General features: G+C 59.0%; 15 protein-coding genes and 1 tRNA gene. 10 read left to right on the top strand and 6 right to left on the bottom strand.

The annotated features are described in order from the left end of the window. Position 1: 1 nt before the first annotated feature. Together QP166_RS07590 and QP166_RS07585 are read right to left on the bottom strand one after the other, a co-directional pair. Positions 2-1,168: a D-alanyl-D-alanine carboxypeptidase family protein gene (locus tag QP166_RS07590; RefSeq protein WP_333915372.1), complete on the bottom strand. Its 1,167-nt coding sequence runs from the start codon at positions 1,166-1,168 to the stop codon at positions 2-4. 61 nt (positions 1,169-1,229) lie between these two features. Continuing rightward, on the bottom strand, positions 1,230-2,258 hold the full coding sequence (locus QP166_RS07585; RefSeq protein WP_333917287.1) for a lytic murein transglycosylase: 1,029 nt from the start codon (positions 2,256-2,258) through the stop codon (positions 1,230-1,232). A gap of 137 nt (positions 2,259-2,395) precedes the next feature. On the opposite strand from QP166_RS07585, the gene QP166_RS07580 reads away from it, so the two are divergent. Together QP166_RS07580 and QP166_RS07575 are read left to right on the top strand one after the other, a co-directional pair. Further along, positions 2,396-2,485, top strand: a tRNA-Ser gene (locus QP166_RS07580). Between the two features lie 159 nt (positions 2,486-2,644). Continuing rightward, positions 2,645-3,934 carry a tyrosine-type recombinase/integrase gene (locus tag QP166_RS07575; protein WP_333915371.1) on the top strand — a complete coding sequence of 430 codons (1,290 nt, stop codon included), beginning with the start codon at positions 2,645-2,647 and terminating at the stop codon, positions 3,932-3,934. Here QP166_RS07575 and QP166_RS07570 read toward each other — a convergent pair. Then, the gene (locus tag QP166_RS07570) at positions 3,924-4,682 is read right to left on the bottom strand and encodes a hypothetical protein (protein ID WP_333915370.1); all 759 of its coding nucleotides are present in this window, start codon (positions 4,680-4,682) and stop codon (positions 3,924-3,926) included. The two genes, QP166_RS07575 and QP166_RS07570, sit on opposite strands and share 11 nt — an antisense overlap. 410 nt (positions 4,683-5,092) lie before the next feature. Between QP166_RS07570 and QP166_RS07565 the strand changes: the two genes are divergently transcribed. The 6 genes from QP166_RS07565 (at position 5,093) to QP166_RS07540 (ending at position 13,410) form a co-directional block, all read left to right on the top strand. Further along, positions 5,093-5,287: a helix-turn-helix transcriptional regulator gene (locus tag QP166_RS07565; RefSeq protein ID WP_333915369.1), complete on the top strand. Its 195-nt coding sequence runs from the start codon at positions 5,093-5,095 to the stop codon at positions 5,285-5,287. A 426-nt stretch (positions 5,288-5,713) separates the two neighbouring features. Then, entirely contained in the window at positions 5,714-7,516 is a 1,803-nt protein-coding gene (locus QP166_RS07560; RefSeq protein WP_333915368.1) for an AAA family ATPase, read from the top strand. Positions 7,517-7,879: 363 nt separating this feature from the next. Next, the gene (locus tag QP166_RS07555; protein WP_333915367.1) at positions 7,880-8,617 is read left to right on the top strand and encodes a hypothetical protein; all 738 of its coding nucleotides are present in this window, start codon (positions 7,880-7,882) and stop codon (positions 8,615-8,617) included. Between the two features lie 538 nt (positions 8,618-9,155). Then, positions 9,156-9,359 (top strand): hypothetical protein, encoded by a 204-nt coding sequence (locus tag QP166_RS07550; RefSeq protein ID WP_333915366.1) that lies wholly within the window; start codon positions 9,156-9,158, stop codon positions 9,357-9,359. 776 nt (positions 9,360-10,135) lie between these two features. Then, entirely contained in the window at positions 10,136-11,857 is a 1,722-nt protein-coding gene (locus QP166_RS07545) for an anti-phage dCTP deaminase (RefSeq protein ID WP_333915365.1), read from the top strand. A gap of 956 nt (positions 11,858-12,813) precedes the next feature. Then, entirely contained in the window at positions 12,814-13,410 is a 597-nt protein-coding gene (locus tag QP166_RS07540; RefSeq protein ID WP_333915364.1) for an Arm DNA-binding domain-containing protein, read from the top strand. A 305-nt stretch (positions 13,411-13,715) separates the two neighbouring features. Here the strand turns inward: QP166_RS07540 and QP166_RS07535 are convergent, their stop codons facing one another. The 3 genes from QP166_RS07535 to QP166_RS07525 all read right to left on the bottom strand — a co-directional run bounded on the left by QP166_RS07535 (position 13,716) and on the right by QP166_RS07525 (position 16,050). Next, positions 13,716-14,117, bottom strand: coding sequence for a hypothetical protein (locus QP166_RS07535; protein WP_333915363.1), 402 nt, complete (start codon positions 14,115-14,117; stop codon positions 13,716-13,718). A 4-nt stretch (positions 14,118-14,121) separates the two neighbouring features. Beyond that, complete coding sequence (locus QP166_RS07530; protein WP_333915362.1) at positions 14,122-14,766, bottom strand: sulfite exporter TauE/SafE family protein; 645 nt, start codon at positions 14,764-14,766, stop codon at positions 14,122-14,124. A 222-nt stretch (positions 14,767-14,988) separates the two neighbouring features. After that, positions 14,989-16,050, bottom strand: a complete 1,062-nt coding sequence (locus QP166_RS07525; protein ID WP_333915361.1) for a rod shape-determining protein — start codon at positions 16,048-16,050, stop codon at positions 14,989-14,991. Positions 16,051-16,634: 584 nt separating this feature from the next. Between QP166_RS07525 and QP166_RS07520 the strand changes: the two genes are divergently transcribed. Together QP166_RS07520 and QP166_RS07515 are read left to right on the top strand one after the other, a co-directional pair. Then, the gene (locus QP166_RS07520; RefSeq protein ID WP_333915360.1) at positions 16,635-17,081 is read left to right on the top strand and encodes a hypothetical protein; all 447 of its coding nucleotides are present in this window, start codon (positions 16,635-16,637) and stop codon (positions 17,079-17,081) included. 65 nt (positions 17,082-17,146) lie between these two features. After that, positions 17,147-17,917 (top strand): amidohydrolase family protein, encoded by a 771-nt coding sequence (locus QP166_RS07515; RefSeq protein ID WP_333917286.1) that lies wholly within the window; start codon positions 17,147-17,149, stop codon positions 17,915-17,917. The last annotated feature ends 271 nt before the right edge of the window (positions 17,918-18,188 follow it).

Raw genomic sequence — 18,188 nt, 5'->3', positions numbered from 1 at the left:
GTCAGCCGAACAGGCCCTGCCACGCGCGACCGAAGAAGCCCGCCTCGCCGACGTCGCCACCGGCGACCAGCGGCATCCGCTGCTCGGGCAGGCCGGGCGACGACACGACGAGATCGGCGATATGCGCGCCCTGCTTGATCGGCGCCTTGATCGGACCGTCATAGACGATCTTGGCGGCGAGCTTCGGACGGCTGCCCGACGGGATGGTGACGCTCAGATCCTTCGGCGCGACGAGCTTCACCTCGCGCGCGCTGCCGAGCTGTACCGTGGCGGTGCCGACCTCGCGGCCGGCCTTGACGACCGGCTTGGCCTGCCAGGCGCGAAAGCCCCATTCCATGAAGCGCACCGATTCACTCGCGCGCTGGTTGAAGCTGGTCAGGCCGGCCAGCACCATGACCAACCGGCGGCCGTTCTGCTCCGCCGACCCGGTGAAGCCATAGCCGGCCTCGTCGGTGTGGCCGGTCTTCAGTCCATCGGCCCCGGCGACGCGGCCGAGCAGCGGATCACGATTGGCCTGGGTGATCGCCTGACCGGCGCCCATCGTCTTGCCCCAAGTGAAATCGCGGCGCGAATAGAATTGCTTGTAGAGCTTCGGATGCTGCTGGATCGTCGCGGCGGCCAGCGTGGCGAGATCACGCGCGGTAACATAGGTGACGCCGCCATCCGGCCAACCGTTCGCGGTGCCGAAGTGGCTGTTCTTCAGGCCGAGCTTCGCGGCATCCTCGTTCATCCGCTCGACGAACGCCTGCTCGGTGCCGGAGATGCCCTCGGCCAGCACGATGCACGCGTCGTTCCCCGACAAGGTGACGATGCCATAGAGCAGGTTGGCGACCGAAACGCGCTCGCCCGACGACAGGAACATCGTCGATCCCGCCTGCGGGCCGTGCCACCTCTTCCAGGTCTCAGGCCGCACCTCGAACTCGGTGTCGAGCTTCAGGTCGCCGCGCTTGATCATCTCGAACGCGGTATAGACCGTCATCATCTTCGCCATCGACGCCGGGGGCATCCGGCGATCGGCGTCGCGCGCGAACAGCACCGCGCCCGTCGACACATCCTCAAGGAACGCGACCGGCGCAGGCGTGTCGAACTGCGGCGCGGAGGCGACGGCGGGCATCGCCAGCGCAACGACGGCAGCGGGAAGCGCAAGAACGGTCAGCAGCTTGGTCATCGATGGTTCCGTGTGTCGAAGCGAAGAGAATTGGTCGGCATCATGCCATAGCGCGCCGCCGCTATGACGCAATCGCATCGGCGAGCAGACCGACCGAGAGCGCGTAGAAATTCGAGCAATTATAGTCGAGGATCACGCGGTAATTGCCGGTCAGCAGATAGGCGGTCTGGCCGGGGCCATCGGGTTCGATCAGCGTCGCCTGTACGTCGTCGGCGAGCGTGCGGCCCTGCGCGGACACGCCAAGCGCGCGCCATTCGGCCATCGACCGCCAGCCGCTATGCCGCTCGAATACGCGCGGGCAGCGTGGCGAGACGAGCCGGTTGCGGACCTCGGTGCGGTCGAAGGCGGCCGGGACGTTGGCGGCGACGCCCCACGGCTGGCCGCGGCGCCAGCCGGCCTGGACGAAGTAATTGCCGATCGACGCCAGCGTGTCCGCCGCGGAGTTCCAGATGTCGGCCCGTCCGTCGCCATCGCCGTCGCGCGCGAGCCGGAGGTAGACCGAGGGCAGGAATTGCGGATTGCCCATCGCCCCGGCCCAGCTGCCGGTGAGCTGCGTCCGCGACACGCCACGGTCGATCATCTTCAGCGCCGCGATCAGCTCGCCCTCGAACAACGGCCGCCGCCGCCCTTCATAGGCGAGGCTGGCGAGGCTGCGGATCGTGTCGAAATCGCCGGTGTACGACCCGTAATTGGTTTCGTGGCCCCAGATCGCGACCATGATCTGTTCGGGCACGCCGGTCGCCGCCTCGACGCGCGCCAGCCGGGCACGCTGCGCCTCGTAGGTGGCGCGCCCGCGGGAGATACGGGCGGTGTCGACGTGCGTGGTACGGTACGGTGCGAAGCGTGGGACCGGCGCGTTGGGGCGCGCCTCCGGCTGCTGTTGATCGAGCGCGACGACACGCGGGTTGAAGGTCAGCGCGGGCAGCACGTTGTCGAGCGTGGCGTTCGTCACGCCTGCCGCCGCCGCGCGTCCGCGCACCTGCGCCAGATAGGTGCTGAATCCGCTGTCGTCCTGTGCCGACGCCGCCGCCGGCGCGATCAGGCACACTGCTGCTGCCAGGCCGCGCGTGAGAGTTGTTACCGCTTTCATGATCGCCCGGTTCTGACACAGCGCGCGCAACAGCGGTACCGCAAATCGTCGCAGGGCGGGCACGGATGACCGCAGCGTTGGTCAGGGGCTTGAACACGGCCAAGCGTTGCTGCCATAGGCAGCCGCACCGCACGTCAGGAAGAGTGGCCGAGCGGTTTAAGGCACTGGTCTTGAAAACCAGCGAGGGTGCAAGCTCTCCGTGGGTTCGAATCCCACCTCTTCCGCCAATTACGCCATGCAAAACAGCCAGAAATTAGCTCAAACCCGCAGAAATGCTGGCTTTTAGCTAACTTCAGCGTCTCAGGACGTTTCCCCCTGTTTGCCCATTTCTCAGCCCTAGGGTAAGGCTGAGGGATGGCCCGAATAGGCGGGTGGAAGGCGGGTTTATGGCGGCTATCAACCTACTGTCCGACTCTCAGGTTAAGAAGGCCAAAGAGGGCTACACCAGCGATGGCGGCAATCTTTATGTCCGGCGTCGCGGGTCAGGCATCAACTTCGTTTTCCGCTTCAAGGTCAGACTGACCGCCACTTGGGCTGGCGAAGCGGCCAAGGGTAAGCCGGTTGAGATTGGCTTGGGGTCTTACCCTGCCAAGTCGCTTAAAGCGGCTCGCGAGATTGCTGAGCGGCTACGCGCTGAGGTTGCGGCGGATCGTAACCCGGCTTTGATTCTGAAGCCGGCGGCTGAGCCGATGGCGAAAACCTTCAAGGATTACGCGGTCGAGTATATCGCCAACCGTCAAGGCAAGCGTGGCAGGAACGGCAACGAGCCTAACGCCAAGCACCTTGCTCAATGGCCATCCACGCTTCAGGCTTACGCATATCCCCACATTGGAGCCAAACGGCCCGCTGCCATTACGGTTGCGGACATAATGGCGATCCTGACACCCATTTGGGCCACCAAGACCGAGACGGCTACGCGAGTCCGTCAGCGGGTCGAGGCTGTCATTGATTACGCTTACATCACTGAGGAAATTGACCGGCGCAATCCGGCCCGGTGGAAAAACCACCTGGACAAAATCATGCCATCGCCTCGCGAGGTAGCCGGCAAGGTCAAGCACCACGCAGCGCCGCCATGGCAGGAGGTGCCGACGATCATGGCAGCGCTCAGGGAGAAGGACAGCACGTCCGCCCTCGCTCTCCGCTTCAGCGTCCTGACCGCCGCACGGTCGATGGAGGTACGCGGCGCTCAGTGGAGCGAGATCGACCGCGACAAGGCGCTCTGGCACGTCCCTGAGGCGCGCATGAAGGCACGCGAGGCTCACACGGTCCCGCTGAGCGCTGAAGCGCTGTCGATCCTCTCCACGATGGCTGAGCGGGCGCGTGCGAAGCTCACCAGCGCTGGCCAGCCCGACGACGCGCCTATTGTGGGCAGGGTCTTCCCCGGCCCTACCGGCGGGCTGCTATCGGATGTGGCCATCAACAAGACGCTTCATGCCGTTATGCCGGCTATTACGGCTCATGGATTGGCTCGCTCCTGCTTTCGCGATTGGGGCGCTGAGGCAACGTCATTCCCCGGTGAGGTGCTGGAAACGGCACTTGCCCACAAGGATACGAATGCCGTGCGGGCGGCGTATCTGCGCACGAATTATCTTGAGCGGAGAATCGAGCTTATGTCGGCTTGGGAGAATTTTATCAACGAAGGACAAGTTCAATTACAAAGAGAGGTCAGCCGTTGAAGGGCCAAATCACCAGATAATGCAGCAAGGCGAGGGCGGCAAATAACCAAGGCGGCCCCAAACGTAGAGTATCGATAATCACTTCTGCAAACCTATATCCATGCCTCTCAGACGGCATTTCGGAGCGTAAGATTTTAAAAGCCTGCTCCGCTTCCAGAAGTGCCGACTGGCATAGCTTGACATTTGGGTCGTAGGAAGGATCAAGCTCCTCTAAAGGCGAGGATTTTAGCTTCTTTAAAGAGTTGATTAGCCTTGCCCTTATCGCGTTTTGCCGACCCTCATCGTGCATTACCTTTGCGAGAGAGCCGTTGCCCGATAATTGCTGCTGAAGCTTAACTCTCTGTTCGGTCAGGGCGTTTAGCTTCTTACCTTCTAACGCAATCTGATTTACAAGTTCATTCTGTCGAGCTTGAAGTGCAACTGCAAAATCCTGCCGAAAAGCATTGATGCTGGATTGAAGCTGGCTCGTTGCCTCTTTAATTCTGTCGCGAGCAGAGGTTAAGTCATCTGATCGTCGGAAGATGAACCTATCAGAAATAACAATGTCGTAGGTCGATAAGAGCTGTCCGACCAAGAGGCTATATTGCAGCAAAAGATAGGCAACACCTATCGCAAGAGCCGGCTCAACAACCGATGTTGGCGCTTTAACGAATTTTAGCAGGCTTGATGCAGCCTTTTCGTTGTAAAGTCCGCCGTGTACGATCGACAAGGTCGCGGATGAGAGGTAAAGCCACTTACGGGTCTTCATCAGCCGCGCGTACGGCCCATCCGCTGCCGTATGCTCATCATCCCCGAAAATGATCTGAAGCACGAGACGATACCCCCTTATCAGCACGTAGCCGGCATACTCATCTGCTTCAATGTGGGCTTGGCTTCTATATCATCCGCTAAGGGCTGGCAGAAATGCTGGCCCTTTTGCGTATCTGGCCCACTTGGCTGGCTTTCAGGCTGACCCTGCTGGCTTGGCTGGCTAGCTCGCTGGCTTTTATCGCAAGTATTAGGCTGGCTTTTAAAGCAACTATAAGCAAACTTAAGCACGAATAGCAGAACGTATAAAGAACAGGCGCGATTTCTGGGCTTTGACACTGTTTTTCCCTTGACGCAATTTGGGACGTTGAGGCACCTGAGTGGTCATTAGATCATTCGGGAGCATGCACAATGCAAATCGACACCACACCAGCCCTACCGCAATTGATTGATGTTCAGGGTGTTATGAAGTTCACCAAGCTTGGACGCGCTACAATTTACCGAGCCGTTCAAGCCGGCGAGTTGAAGCCGCTAAAGTTTGGCCGGCGAACGCTTTTCACCGAGGCGCAAATCTCAGAGTGGATTAACTCCAAAGTTGCCGCGTGAGCCAGTAAAAACCCTCACGGTGACAGCACGCACCGTGAGGGTCTGAGGCTTCCTGACAAACGATCCGCAAACGATCCAAATCTGCGAACCCGTATTTTTTAGTTGCGAAGGCATCCCCTGTAAAGAGGGTGAACTAGAAAAGACCGGTGAGCGACCCGAAGGCTTACTATGTCTACGTGCTACGACAACATTCCCAATGAACTGCGTAATCTCTCACAGTGGGTGTGCTGGCGTCTTGAGGTTCGTGGTGGCTCCAAGCCCACAAAGGTTCCTTACCAGCCTTGGCCCGGCGGCAAGAAAGCGGCTGCTAATCGGCCCGCCGAATGGGGTAGCTTTGAGCAAGCTTGCTCAGCGCCTCTATCGCTAGTCGGACCTTGCAGCCCTATCGCGCCTGTCGAGGAAACAGGGTTTAGCGGCATCGGCTTTATGTTCGGTGACGATGACCCTTATACCGGCATTGACCTTGACGACACGCATGGCGACCCCGAGGCGAACCGACTTCAAGAGAAGATTTGTCGTGAGTTTGACAGCTATACTGAGGTAAGTCCCAGCGGCACCGGCTTGCACATCATTGTCAAGGGCAACGTCTCGTGCGGGCGTCGTCGCGACGGTGTTGAAGTTTATTCGTCTGACCGCTTCTTCACCATGACCGGCAATATCGTCAACAATGCGCCTATTGCCAGTCGCCAAGAGCTTCTTGATACTTTACATCAGGAGATGGGTGGCGGCAAAGAGGCTGACGCTGGTATTCAGGCTGACCGCGCTGTCAATAAAAGCGATGCTGAAGTTGTAGCCTTGCTTTACCGTGACCCGGTGATGGCCGCGCGCTACAATGGCGACATTTCGCACGATGGCAAAGATAATAGTCGCGCCGACCAAGCGCTAGTCAATTCCTTGGCTATCCTGTCTGGAAATCGTGAGCAGGTTGAACGCATTTGGCTGGCATCGCCGCTTGGCCATCGTGTCAATGCTGCTAACAACAAGGACAAGACGCAAGCCCGACCTTACTACCGCCGTAGAACGATTGAGACGGCTTTTAACCGGCCTGAGATTAAGCTTGTCGATACGTCCAATGTGACTGTCAACGGCGCGCCGCTTCGCAACGAAGTCGCCGCCGCTCCTGTACCGGTCCAGATGGTTGATGAACCTGACGTCATCAACGTTGCCGCTTGGGCGAGGAAAGCGCCTGAGCAGCGCGTTTGGACGGTAGTGGATTGGGTCGCCTCTCGTGAGGTCACGATGCTCTACGCGCCGGGTGGCGCGGGTAAGTCGCTGCTGAGCCAGCAGATATGCACCAGCGTCGCCGCAGGAGCCTTGTGGATGGGCCTTCAGACGCGCCGGGCTGTCTCGCTGTACGTGACGTGCGAGGATGACAGCAGCGAGCTTCACAGGCGTCAGAGCGCCATCCTCGAGTCCACCGGTATCCAGATCGCGGACCTCGATGGCTGGATGGGCGTGGTCAGCCTCGCTGGTGCGCTGAACGCCGAACTGGCTACCTTTGACGCAAGCGGGCGAATGGCACCGTCGCCGGCCTACCAGTGGCTTGGCAAGACCATTCGCGAAATGGGTGCCGGGCTTGTGGTGCTGGATAATGTTGCTCACTTTTTCAGCGGCAATGAGAATGTCCGCAACCAAGTCGCTGCATTCCTAAACCTGCTGACCGGTTTGGCCAAGGAAACGGGTGCAGCAATCATCTTGATTGGCCATCCTAATAAAAGCGGTGCTGGCTTCAGCGGTTCAACGGCTTGGGAAAACCAAGTCCGCACCCGTCTTAACCTTGGCATCCCACAGGAAGCCGATGGGACAATCCGGGACCGTGACGCTCGTTATCTGGTACGCGCCAAGTCAAATTACGGGCGCGCTGGCGAGAGCTTGACCTTTCGTTGGCATGAAGGGGCGTTCATTCGAGAAGCTGACATTGCCGAGCTTGAGCGTGGCCGGATCGCTACTCACTCACAAGCGAACTTTGAGAATGAAGCATTCCTACGTTGCTTGGCAGTTTGCGCGGCCCAAAAACGAAACGTTGGGCATGTAGAGGGGGTCAACTACGCGCCTAAGATCTTCGAGGGAATGCCTGAAGCGGGTGGCCTTAAAAAAGCGGCATTTAAGCGGGCTTTCGAGCGGCTCAACGGTGCGGGTGTTATTCTGCTCGAACAAAGGGTTTGGCAGAGAGATAATCGGGCATGGGTCAAGGGCATTAGACTTGCCGCATCGGGCGTCGCGCTATGACCCCGGCTGCACCGACCCCTCCGGCTAAGTGCTTGATTTTGCTCTGCACCTACCCCTGCACTGAACCCTGCACCAACCCGCACCAACCCCCTCACAGTAACAATGGCTAAGTGCTTGACTTTGCTTGCACCTACCCTTGCACCATACGCACCACGAGCCCCCCCTATAAAATATATATATCAGGCTCCCTCTAGGGAGCGCCTGATAGAATAGAGGAAGTCTCCACCGCCCCCATGTGGGCTAATCTAATGGAGAACCGGCTTGCTGGTTTTCTGACCTCTTGGCTTGGTAACATTGCCTTTGCCGAACGATCCATGATTACCGAATTGCTTAACCAACTCAACTCTGAAGGAAGTAACTGACATGGCTACTTATCAACCCGAAGCTCCGAACCTTGCTCCTGCGGGTCAGCCTGACCTCAACCATGGCGCTTTTGGCATTGACGATAATGTGTCCGCCGGCGCTACGGCTTTCAAGGCTCATAGTGTGGGCACCATGAAGGCGGCTGAGGCAGTTGACTATCTGCGCAAGAACCCTGACCCGACCGTAACCCGTGCTGCCCATCTGGCTAATATCGAACGGCGAACCGAGCGGGTCGTTGCTGAATTTGAACGTTCCTACAAGGTTGCCCGGCAAGAGCTTGAAGCTTCCTTGGCCGATGCCACTCGCAAGCTGGCTGGCAAGCTCAGCGTTCGTGAAACCGCTTATGCCAGCGAAGTCCGCCGGGTGTTGCTGGCTATGCCGGCTGAAGAAAGGCTGGCCACGGTCAGAAAGGCATTTAATGATGGAGACATGAACGTCATCGGCGCGATCTACGGCGGCGACGCTCCTGCTATTCTGACGGGTGTTGACCGTAGCGTGAGTGACCCTCTCTACAATCAGTTCAAGCTCAAGACGGCTCCTGCGGAAATGGCTGCGATCAAGCAGCATCAGCGATATCTCAGCTTTGCCGACATGCAGCATAAGGCAATGCTGAATTGGGAGGTTAAGGCAACGGCTGGTACGGGTGGTCATGCTGCTGCGGCCGCAAAGCGCAAGTCTCTGCTGGCATCGTATGAGCCGACCGGCTTTCAGAATGACCCGGAACCCGAAGCCGAGTAACTTTAACCTCAAACCGCTAGCCCATTAATGTGGGCTAGCGGCTCACTTCCGACAGAAGGCTTGGCCTCATGACTGCAAACGATAATAGCAAAGCCAGCGCATATGAGATTTACCGTTGTAATGAGTTAGCCAAGTGTGAAAAAGAGGCGGTAAGGATTGAACGTGACATGGTGGAGGCTCTAAGTTTACCGCTCGGTGAACGTAGAACCATGTGTGCGTCGTTCATGGCTTCTTTGCGATGCGACAATGATCTTAAGAAGCGAAAGCTGTTGGCGGGTCACAATGAAATAGCTGCAATATTCGATCAGTGTCATTGCGGCTTTTGCGACCCTAGGCCGAACTTGGAGCAGAATTGGGGCGCGGGCTATGGACAGACCGGTGAAGACAAGCCATCTAAGCCTCAGTGAGGTTAGAGACGAAAAATGGCAAAAGGATGGTCTTCATACCCGCCGGTAGAGGCAACTAATGGCGCTGCTGTTTCGTCATTATCGACGAACAGCGGTGCTTTTTTGGCTGACCTCCCCCTGCCATCGGTAAAGTGCCGGGCAAGCGGCTGCGTATTGAAACTGGTGCTGCTGCTCGCCGTCAGATGGTCAAGGTCTATCGCCAGATGGCCAGTGGCGAGCTTGATGTTACCAAAGGCTCAAAGTTGATCTATGCGCTTACTGAAATTAGCCGCGCGTTGGAGCGCGAAGCCGTCGAGGCATTGAGCGAACGTTTGGATAAGATCGAGGGGCGTTAACCGTGGCTCGCCATGCCAGCTTGATCGCGCGGGTTGCTCGTTACGAACGCCAGAAGGCTCCTAGGACGTTCCCGCGCATGGCCTGCCGTATTTTCGACGCTGAGCCGTTCTGTGAGGGCATGAGCGACCCAACCGGGGTGATCGTCCGTCGGGAACCGGGAGAGCCTCTGTTAGCCCTCCATGAGCGCGCACGGGGTATCCTCGGATCGCCTGTCGCCATGTGGGAAGTCTACGCCGACGAATTCAGCAACCGGGAGGAAGAGCTACCCGCTTCGGCCTTCACCCGCCCTGAGCCAGAACCCGAGCCAGAGCCAATGGACGATTGGTCAGGCTTGTCCGGCATCGGACGCCAAGCCACCCGGGAGGAGTTGGAGCGCTGGGGCGTTATCGCCGTGCCAGCCGAGAGGTTGATGTAGTCATGGCACCATCGGAACAGCCAGCGTACCGGCAAGGTCGTATGGCCAAGGCGCATGGCTACCCGGTGGTAGCCAACCCATACGGCTACGGCGATCCGTCAGGTAGTGACGCAGAGCGGGAGTTGCGCAAGGCGCATGAACTTTGGAATTTAGGATGGCGGCGAAAGCAGTAGGGTCAGCCCGATAGTCAGGTTTGACGCGCTGCTAGCCGTAAATGCCAGCAAATCAGCCAAATTATGCCCACATGTGGCGGATTATATGTCCGTCAAACCTGTTGCATTTCCAAACAATTTTGTTCGATGTAACGATTATGGGATCACGTTGGCTGTGATGTGAACGACAATCATCGGGGAGAGGTTTGTGACTGGGGTCGGCGAAGTAGCAGATAAGAGAACTGAGAATGCGAAGCTCGAAGGATCTAGCTTAGGTCAGCAAGCTCCGACAAAGCATGGGCCAATATTGAAAAAGGTCGGTCGCGAGCGGTCCAAGCCAGAGATCGTTATCGGCTTAGTTGGCCCGGTTGGCACAGACCTACACGCGTTAGCTACTTTAATTGAAGAGAAGATGGCGGCGTTTAAATACCGCTGTGAGAAAGTCCGTGTTAGTGCTTTGATTAGAAGCATGTGCGACGAAAAACTTTCTGAGCATTTAAATAACATCAAGGGCGGCGAGCGGACGAGGCTGCTTATGAATGCGGGCGATTTCCTGCGCGGTCAGTCCGATAAAGGTGATGCTCTGGTGCCGTTGATTGTAGCGGCAATCAGGGCGGCAAGAGTCGAATTTAACAAAGAAGATGGGGTGACGGAAGATATTCATGCAGAAAACGCTTGCTACATAGTAGATTCTCTTAAGCACCCTGACGAAATATCAACGCTGCGACGGCTTTACGGAAGCGGCTTCATCCTTGTGTCAGCATTCGACGCGGTGGACTCAAGAACCTCTAAACTGCAACGTGATATTGCAAAAGAAAATGTCAGTACCGACCTTGAAAGGTACCGAAAGGAAGCGGTCAACCTAATTAACATCGACTCAAAAAGGCCCGGCGGCGGAATTGGTCAAAATGTTCGCGATTCTTTTCCCCTAGGGGACTTCTTTGTAAGAGTTGCCGGTGACTACGAGATAAAAGTTGGACGGTTCATAGACCTTCTCTTCGGTAGTCCTTACCTTACCCCTTATCGATACGAGTATTTCATGTTTGAGGCAAGCGCCGCCTCATTGCGCTCTGTTGATCTATCAAGGCAGATCGGCGCGGTAATTGTTAGCCCGCAAAATGAAATCGTGTCTTCAGGCTGTAATGACGTTCCCATGGCAGGTGGTGGGACATATTGGCCCGACGATCCCGCGTCTCTTGACAACAGAGATTTCAAAACTGGCCAAGATTTTAATTCGGTTAAAAAGTTCGACATTATCAACGAGATGCTCAAATTCCTAGAAGATAATAATCTGTACAAGAGAACGAGTGAAGACGATCCCGCGGAAATCACTAGGCAACTTGTTACGGGGAAGTTCAAAAGCACCTTTAAGGAACTAAGGATTTCTAATCTCATAGAGTTTGGCAGAGTTGTCCATGCTGAAATGTTTGCACTTATGCGAGCGGCCCAACGTGGAATCAGTGTAGATAACTCCACTATATTCAGCACAACGTTCCCTTGCCATATGTGTGCTAGGCACATTATTGCTTCGGGTATCACAAAGGTTATCTATATAGAGCCTTACCCCAAGAGTATGACTTCAGAACTGTTCCCTGAGTCGGTGATGATCGACCACAAGGACTTTGCAACGGATGACTCGGGGAAGCGATTGGAGGGAATGCCAACCGCTATCACAACCGTTCGGTTTGAGCCTTATGAAGGCGTCGCGCCTCGCTTGTACGGGCCACTTTTCCGTGCGCCAGACAGCCGCAAGGATAGTCAGGGCTATACGGTCAATTGGCAAAGAGCCTTCGCCAAACCGAAAATTTTCGAACTCCCTGATTCGAATTTGCAGGTCGAGCGTAGGATCGCTCTAGGCCTTGATAGCTTACCCAAGGTGGGTCTAGAAGCGTGTTTGCCATCGCAAGGGGAGCAGGACAATGCGGGTTAGCTTGGAGCAAATCCGTCAGCAGAATCAAACAGATAAGGAAGAATTTCTTGGTTTGACAGTCGAGTTTCAGTACGTCCTAGACAAGCAGGTCCAAATTCTTAGAACATCACCTTACCGTGACGTGTATAATCTTCCGCTCGCCATTGAAGAGCGGCTTACCGCATAATCAAATCTTCCTGCCTGCTTGGAATAATGCTCCTGCGTTGGCAGTATGAAGAAATAAGTGCCACTCGGAATTCCTCACACTCGGGTGAGGAATTCCACCATATGTACACAACAGCTAACCTGCAAAGCGCGATCAGCCTCTAACGGAAGCGATCTGCCATCGCTTCTTCGACAGCGCACCCCCGCCTAATGCACCAGCTGCAGCAATGTGGGCAGCTTCGCCAGCGACAACCGTGCTGCTGCCCCGATAGCTGCGCAAATGGCAACCTGAGCTATTCTCCGGTCCATCACATCAGCGCGCCTAACGCTGATGACACCACCGTTGCGCGGGCGGCTATGCAATAGGATCGCGTCAACGCGGCTGACCGGCAATTCACCGGCGGCGGGGTCAACTGATGCTGGCTTTACCCAGAATTTTTCTTGGCTGATCCCGGCTACAGGGTCATTCCGGGGTCAGGCAGGGGGTTAGCCATAAAACGCGGAAAGCACGGTTTATCAAGCTATCACAGTTGTTTAGCTACTGGCATTGTCGGACACCTCTTCCGCCAATGGCTTACGTCGGATTGTCTCAGACGACCTCGTAGGACCGGCCCCACCCTCTGCGAACGACTTGTCCAGCGTCTCAGTTCGTCGCAACATGCATCGATGCAGCGCGACGATTCTGGGGGCACTTTGGGGGCACAGGCTTTCTGCGTTGGGGGCACCGAATGCCGACCGACGTAGCCTGTCGGAAAGCCGCAGCAAAGGCCAAGCCCTACAAATTGGGCGATGCCGGCGGATTGTACCTTTAAGTGCTCCCAAGCGGCTACAAATCCTGGCGCTGGAAAATCTCGATCCGCGCAAAAGGAGAAGCGGCTAGTCTTCGGCCCTACCCTTCGATCTCGCTGAACGAGGCGCGGGAGATTCGGAACGATGCCGCTCGTGTCCTCCGCAAAGGCGAGGATCCGGCGATCTCGAAACGCCAGCGTGCCGCCGAGCAGGCGGTGGCCGCAGGCAGCACCTTCGAGGCGGTGGCGCTCGAATTGCATGGGGAGCCAGACGACGATCTGGTCGAAGCGCCACGCGGATCTTGTGCTGAGCAGCTTCAAGAACGACATCTTTCCGAAGATCGGCAAGCTTCCGGTCGCGTCGATCACGACGCCGTTGGTGCTGGAGGTGCTGCAGCCGATCGAGGCGCGCGGCGCGGTCTAAACCGCGCACCGGATGCGTCAGCGGATCTCCGAGGTGTTCGCGCGCGCTCGGCGCCGGTCCGCCTGGCCGAGCGGCACGAGTTTGAAGGACTGGACGGCCCCGAGCCGATCTGGCGCATCCCGGCCGCGAAGATGACGCTGGGGATCGAGCGGAAACGCGTCACCCGGCGTCAAGCACTGGCATGGCGCGGCGCGTGATAGCGTGATGACGCATGTGGCAGTGTCCGAAACACTTGACGGTACGTCCGTGACCTGGCTCGAGACGGTCGCTGAGGACTTCTACAACAAGCTGTAACGGGAGAGACGGCGAGGAACCCAGAGATGAGCTTGGCGAGGCAAGGTAAGTTCGCTGCAGTCTTGCCGAAATAATTTGGTCGGCGTTTCTGTCCTACCCGGACACTGAAGCGGAGAAGCCCTCCGCCTCACTTCCGTTTTCTCCTCCGTCGCAGGACGAGAAAATGATGGTTGTACCCCACGCTGGAGGCCGCTTTCTGAGCAAACTCTCAAGGGATCATCGCGCGATGACGCGGTGTTCCATCCGGGCTGACCTCGAACTTACGGACGTCACCGGATTGTCTCCGATAGATCTCATAGTACCGACCTTCGCCGCGCACCTCCTCGATCATCAGGATTTCGCCACCTGCAGCGATGGAGGGCAACGCCGCGCGGACGGCAGGCGGTAGCTCCGACGCCCGGACGACACGCTCCACGACCAATCGCCCATTGTCTTCGCGCTCGATCGCAGCCGTGCGGGCGCCGCCCCAGTACAACTGGATCTCCTGCTCGTCTCCAGGAGCAACATACGCGACCCAAGCGCGGTGGATCGCCATGATCTGGCCGCCCGACAGGGTGAACATCGCAACGCCGGACGCCACCATCGCGATCAGACCGGCACGCCGGAACATGCTCTCACGCATCAACGACAGGACCCTGCGGGAGACCAGCGAGGCCAGTACCGCGGCCGTCGCGATCAGCGCACCCGCGATCAATGCCGATCGCGGCAATAGCCCGAACATGCCGTAGAGCGCGATTTTGAGGAGGTGAAGCAGCACCTCGTTGGTCGCACGGGTCGCGACGATCTCGTCCTTGGTCAGTCCCATCCGGTAATAAGCGCGGTTGAAAACGACCCCCACCGCTCCGGTAAAGCCCGGCTGCGGCGCCGAGGGCCGGAAGATGGTGAAGCGGCAAAGGCTGCTCTGTCTTCGGTGCCGGCATGCGTCGAAACAGCGCGGGAAGGTTGAGGAGCAGGAAACAGCCCAGCAGAAACTCGACATAGACTGCGTCGAACCTCGTAAGCAGCCATGCACCCAGCGCTGCGGCGGGCAGCGCCGTCGGGACGAAACGGCGTACGACGTCCCAGCGGATGCGGGTGCGAAACAGCCAGATCCGCGACATCGAACTCGCGGCGGTCCCGATCGAGAGCGCTCCCGGTATCGACGCGATCGGAAGAATAAGGCGCAACAGCGGAACGAGCACCAGGCCCGCGCCACCGCCAGCCACCGAGCTGACGATGAAGGCAAGAACGGCGGCCACAAAGACAATCGTGACGATCATTTGTCGTCAGTAGCCGACCCGATCGACACGCCAAAGACCGTCTGAACATCGCACTGATCCAGCCATCCTCGAAGCTTCCAGCTTTTACGGTTGAGCGGAGCGGCACCCCGCCTCGGTCGCCTTCCTCACTCATCCGGAAGGGTGAACAAGCGCGATTTTACCCGTCCGATACCCCGGCGTGCTCGCCGGCCTTTGCCAACAGCCACCGTGCCTTCAGCAGCGTCACCCTTCGGACAGGGCCTCCATCAAACTTGCGTTCTCGAGCGCAAGGCCCGCACCGAGCGCGACGCAAAGCAGCGGTGAGTCAGCGACTACTACGGGCAGGCCGGTCGCCATGCTGAGCACCTCGTCCAGTCGGGAAAGCAGTGCACCCCCGCCGGTCAGGACGATGCCGCGATCGACGACGTCGGCTGCGAGTTCCGGCTTCACGTCGCTGAGCGTTCGCAGGACGGCTTCGATGATCTGCCCCACCAGATCGGCCAGCGCATCCGCGATCTCGGCCTCGCCGATGCTGATCTCTTTGGGGATGCCGTTGACGAGATCGCGGCCCTTCACCTGCAACCGCCGCTCGGGCCCGTGCGGCCGGCTGGCCGCGCCAAGCGCGATCTTGATCCGCTCAGCGGTCGCCTCGCCCACCAGGAGGTTATGCCTGCGCCGGATGTGGGAGATGATGGCGTCGTCCAGCTTGTCGCCGCCGACCCGGGCGGAGCTGCTGTAGGCCAGTCCACTCAGCGACAGGACGGCAACCTCCGTCGTTCCCCCGCCGATGTCGACGACCATCGAGCCCGTCGGACCGGTGATCGGAAGGCCCGCACCAAGCGCAGCCGCCAAGGCTTCCTCGATCAATCGCACCTCGGAAGCGCCCGCGCTCAGCGCCGCCTGTCTGATGGCGCGGCGTTCGACCTGGGTCGAGCCCGTCGGCACCGAAATGACCATCTTCGGTCGGCGCTGCATGCGGCTTGTGCCGCCGTGGACCTTGTCGATGAAGTGTTTGATCATCTGCTCGGCGACGTCGAGGTCAGCGATGACCCCGTCGCGCAGCGGACGAATCGTGCGGATGTTCTCGGGCGTCTTGCCCATCATGAGCTTTGCGTCGGCACCCACCGCGAAAACGCGCGGAACGCCGTCTCGCAGCTCCAATGCTACCGCCGACGGCTCATCGATGACGATCCCTCGTCCCGCGACATAGACCAGCGTGTTGACGGTCCCCAGGTCGATGGCGACATCGTGCGAGCGGAACCCGAGCATCGAGAATAGGGGCACAGGCGTCGCTCTTTCGATCATGCCAGCGCGTCGCCGACCTCGGGACACGAGGCAGTTGTCGCTAACGATCGGTGCGTCAACGCCGTTGCGATGAGCGACGCGCGTACGGCGGTGAGCGAGAACAGGTGCTCCGCCTGTTGTGCCAATCGCGGCGGAGGATCGCTCCGCCTCGGTCGGCTTCTCTCCAGGGCGCAGGTGCCGTACGACGGCGATTGTATCCGCCAGATATCCGCAAGCTGCTAACCAGCCTCGCCTTAGCCGCAGCGATACTCGCAAAAGGAGAAAACGATATAGAAGACGTAGAGGATGGGCAGGACGGCCAGAAGCAAGCAGCCCCAACCGAAAGCCTTGTAGACCGGCCCCGGCTCTTCGCTCCAGCGGGGTGGCTCTGATCGCTGATCGTCATCCATGCGGTGATGTAGAGGGTAAGACGGGATCTTGCGAAGGCAATCCGCCTTGCTCAACGCAGCCCTTGGAGTGTCAGCCGTGCTGGAGCCGATCGTACCCGTCAAATACCCGCGCACCAACGTGGCGCTCTTGAGGCTGCCCTGCAGAGCGCTCAAGATGAAACCAGGCGCATCCTGTTGATGCGATAAGGGGGCAGCATGCGTCGGACGATCATCGGGAGTATCGCGGCGCTGCTCATATCGTCGCCAGCGATCGCGCGCGACGGTAGCGTGCTCATCCGCAATGCTCGCGTATTCGACGGCACTCGCATGCTGGGAACGCGTGACGTGTTGGTTCAAGCTGGCCGGATCACCTCGGTCGCCCGCCATATCGGCGCCCCAAGCGGGATCGAAGTCGTCGAAGCGCATGAACGGGTTCTGATACCAGGGCTGATTGACGGGCACGTCCATGTCTTCCCTGGCGCACAGGCCGATGCGCTTCGCTTCGGCGTCACGACGGTCTTCGACATGTACTCGCTCGCTGATCGACCAACAATCGAGCGTTGGCGCCAGCAGCGCGTTGCAGATGGAGAGGTAGGCGAGGCTGATACCTACACCGCGGCGATCGGCGCCACGCCGCCGGGGGTCATCCTACCGAGTTGCTGAAGGACCTTCCGTCCGATGTGCCCCCGCCGCCGACGCTCGCGTCCGATGGTGATGCGAACGCCTTCATGCGCGCTCGCGTGGCGGGGGGCTCGGACTACATCAAGGTGCTTCAGGACGATGGCTCCCGTCCAGGTAGGGCCCCGAGCTTGCCTGCGTTCTCCCCAGCTCGCTTCGTCACCGTATTGGCGGCGGCGAAGGCGACAGGGCGGCGGGTTGTTGTTCACGTCCAGCGGCTGGCGGATGCGAAGCTTGCTGTGGAGCACGGTGCCGACGCGCTGGAGCATGCGGTCTGCGACGAATTGATCAGTGACGCGCTTGCCACGGAGATGAAACGACGGGGTGTTGCGCAAACCGCGACGCTCGCAGTTTATGCAGGATTGGCCGGGCTGCCTGACGCACGCAATTTGGCCGCTGACCCTGTAATCGCTCCTTACCTGGGCGCGCGCCAGCGTGGTATGCTCGAGCTGGATTGGCCGCACCCCCGCGCGGCGGATTACAACATCGCGTTTGCGAACGTCGGTCGGCTGGCGCGCGCAGGCGTGATGATGATCGCGGGCACCGATGCTCCCAATCCAACTACTGCGTTCGGGCCGTCGCTTCATCTCGAGTTGTCGCTCTTGGAACGGGCTGGCTTGACGCCCACGCAGGCGCTGATCTCGGCCACGTCTGCCCCAGCATCGTTCTTCCACGCCGAGGATCGGGGACGCATCGTTCCAGGGCGTAAGGCAGACATGCTGCTGCTGGACGGCGACCCGACCAAGGATATCGCCGCCACCCGGCGTATCCGGCTGATCTGGAAAAACGGCTACGCAGTCTCGCGCAAGCTTTTGCCGTAGAGAAGCACCGAGGCGGAGGATTCCTCCGCCTCGGTCGTCTCAAAGCTGCGGAAACACTGGCCATCTTCCGCTTTAGATCACCCCGGTACCCGAGCGATACCCACCCTGCCCCACTCACGCCGGCATCGAACAGGCCGCTGCGTCATCCACCAACCATCGGGCGCAGCATCGCGTGCATGCGCGACTGACACCCTCGTAAGACCAGCTCCGGCGTACGCCGAGCCGTAGCCTCCAACTCAATCCCCAGCTCGGCCAGCACCTTCAGCGTAGC

It is taken from the genome of Sphingomonas sp. LR60, assembly GCF_036855935.1.
Classification (GTDB): Bacteria; Pseudomonadota; Alphaproteobacteria; order Sphingomonadales; family Sphingomonadaceae; genus Sphingomonas.
Note: the sequence above shows the minus strand (reverse complement) of the source record. Positions and strands in the feature narration are given on the sequence as shown.

Coding starts and splice junctions, on each gene's coding strand:
- QP166_RS07515 (WP_333917286.1), top strand. CDS start 17,147: ATGCGCGCTCGCGTGGCGGGGGGCTCGGACTACATCAAGGTGCTTCAG.
- QP166_RS07520 (WP_333915360.1), top strand. CDS start 16,635: ATGCGTCGGACGATCATCGGGAGTATCGCGGCGCTGCTCATATCGTCG.
- QP166_RS07535 (WP_333915363.1), bottom strand. CDS start 14,117: ATGTTCCGGCGTGCCGGTCTGATCGCGATGGTGGCGTCCGGCGTTGCG.
- QP166_RS07585 (WP_333917287.1), bottom strand. CDS start 2,258: ATGAAAGCGGTAACAACTCTCACGCGCGGCCTGGCAGCAGCAGTGTGC.
- QP166_RS07555 (WP_333915367.1), top strand. CDS start 7,880: ATGGCTACTTATCAACCCGAAGCTCCGAACCTTGCTCCTGCGGGTCAG.
- QP166_RS07560 (WP_333915368.1), top strand. CDS start 5,714: ATGTTCGGTGACGATGACCCTTATACCGGCATTGACCTTGACGACACG.
- QP166_RS07525 (WP_333915361.1), bottom strand. CDS start 16,050: ATGATCGAAAGAGCGACGCCTGTGCCCCTATTCTCGATGCTCGGGTTC.
- QP166_RS07590 (WP_333915372.1), bottom strand. CDS start 1,168: ATGACCAAGCTGCTGACCGTTCTTGCGCTTCCCGCTGCCGTCGTTGCG.
- QP166_RS07575 (WP_333915371.1), top strand. CDS start 2,645: ATGGCGGCTATCAACCTACTGTCCGACTCTCAGGTTAAGAAGGCCAAA.
- QP166_RS07530 (WP_333915362.1), bottom strand. CDS start 14,766: ATGATCGTCACGATTGTCTTTGTGGCCGCCGTTCTTGCCTTCATCGTC.
- QP166_RS07565 (WP_333915369.1), top strand. CDS start 5,093: ATGCAAATCGACACCACACCAGCCCTACCGCAATTGATTGATGTTCAG.
- QP166_RS07570 (WP_333915370.1), bottom strand. CDS start 4,682: ATGAAGACCCGTAAGTGGCTTTACCTCTCATCCGCGACCTTGTCGATC.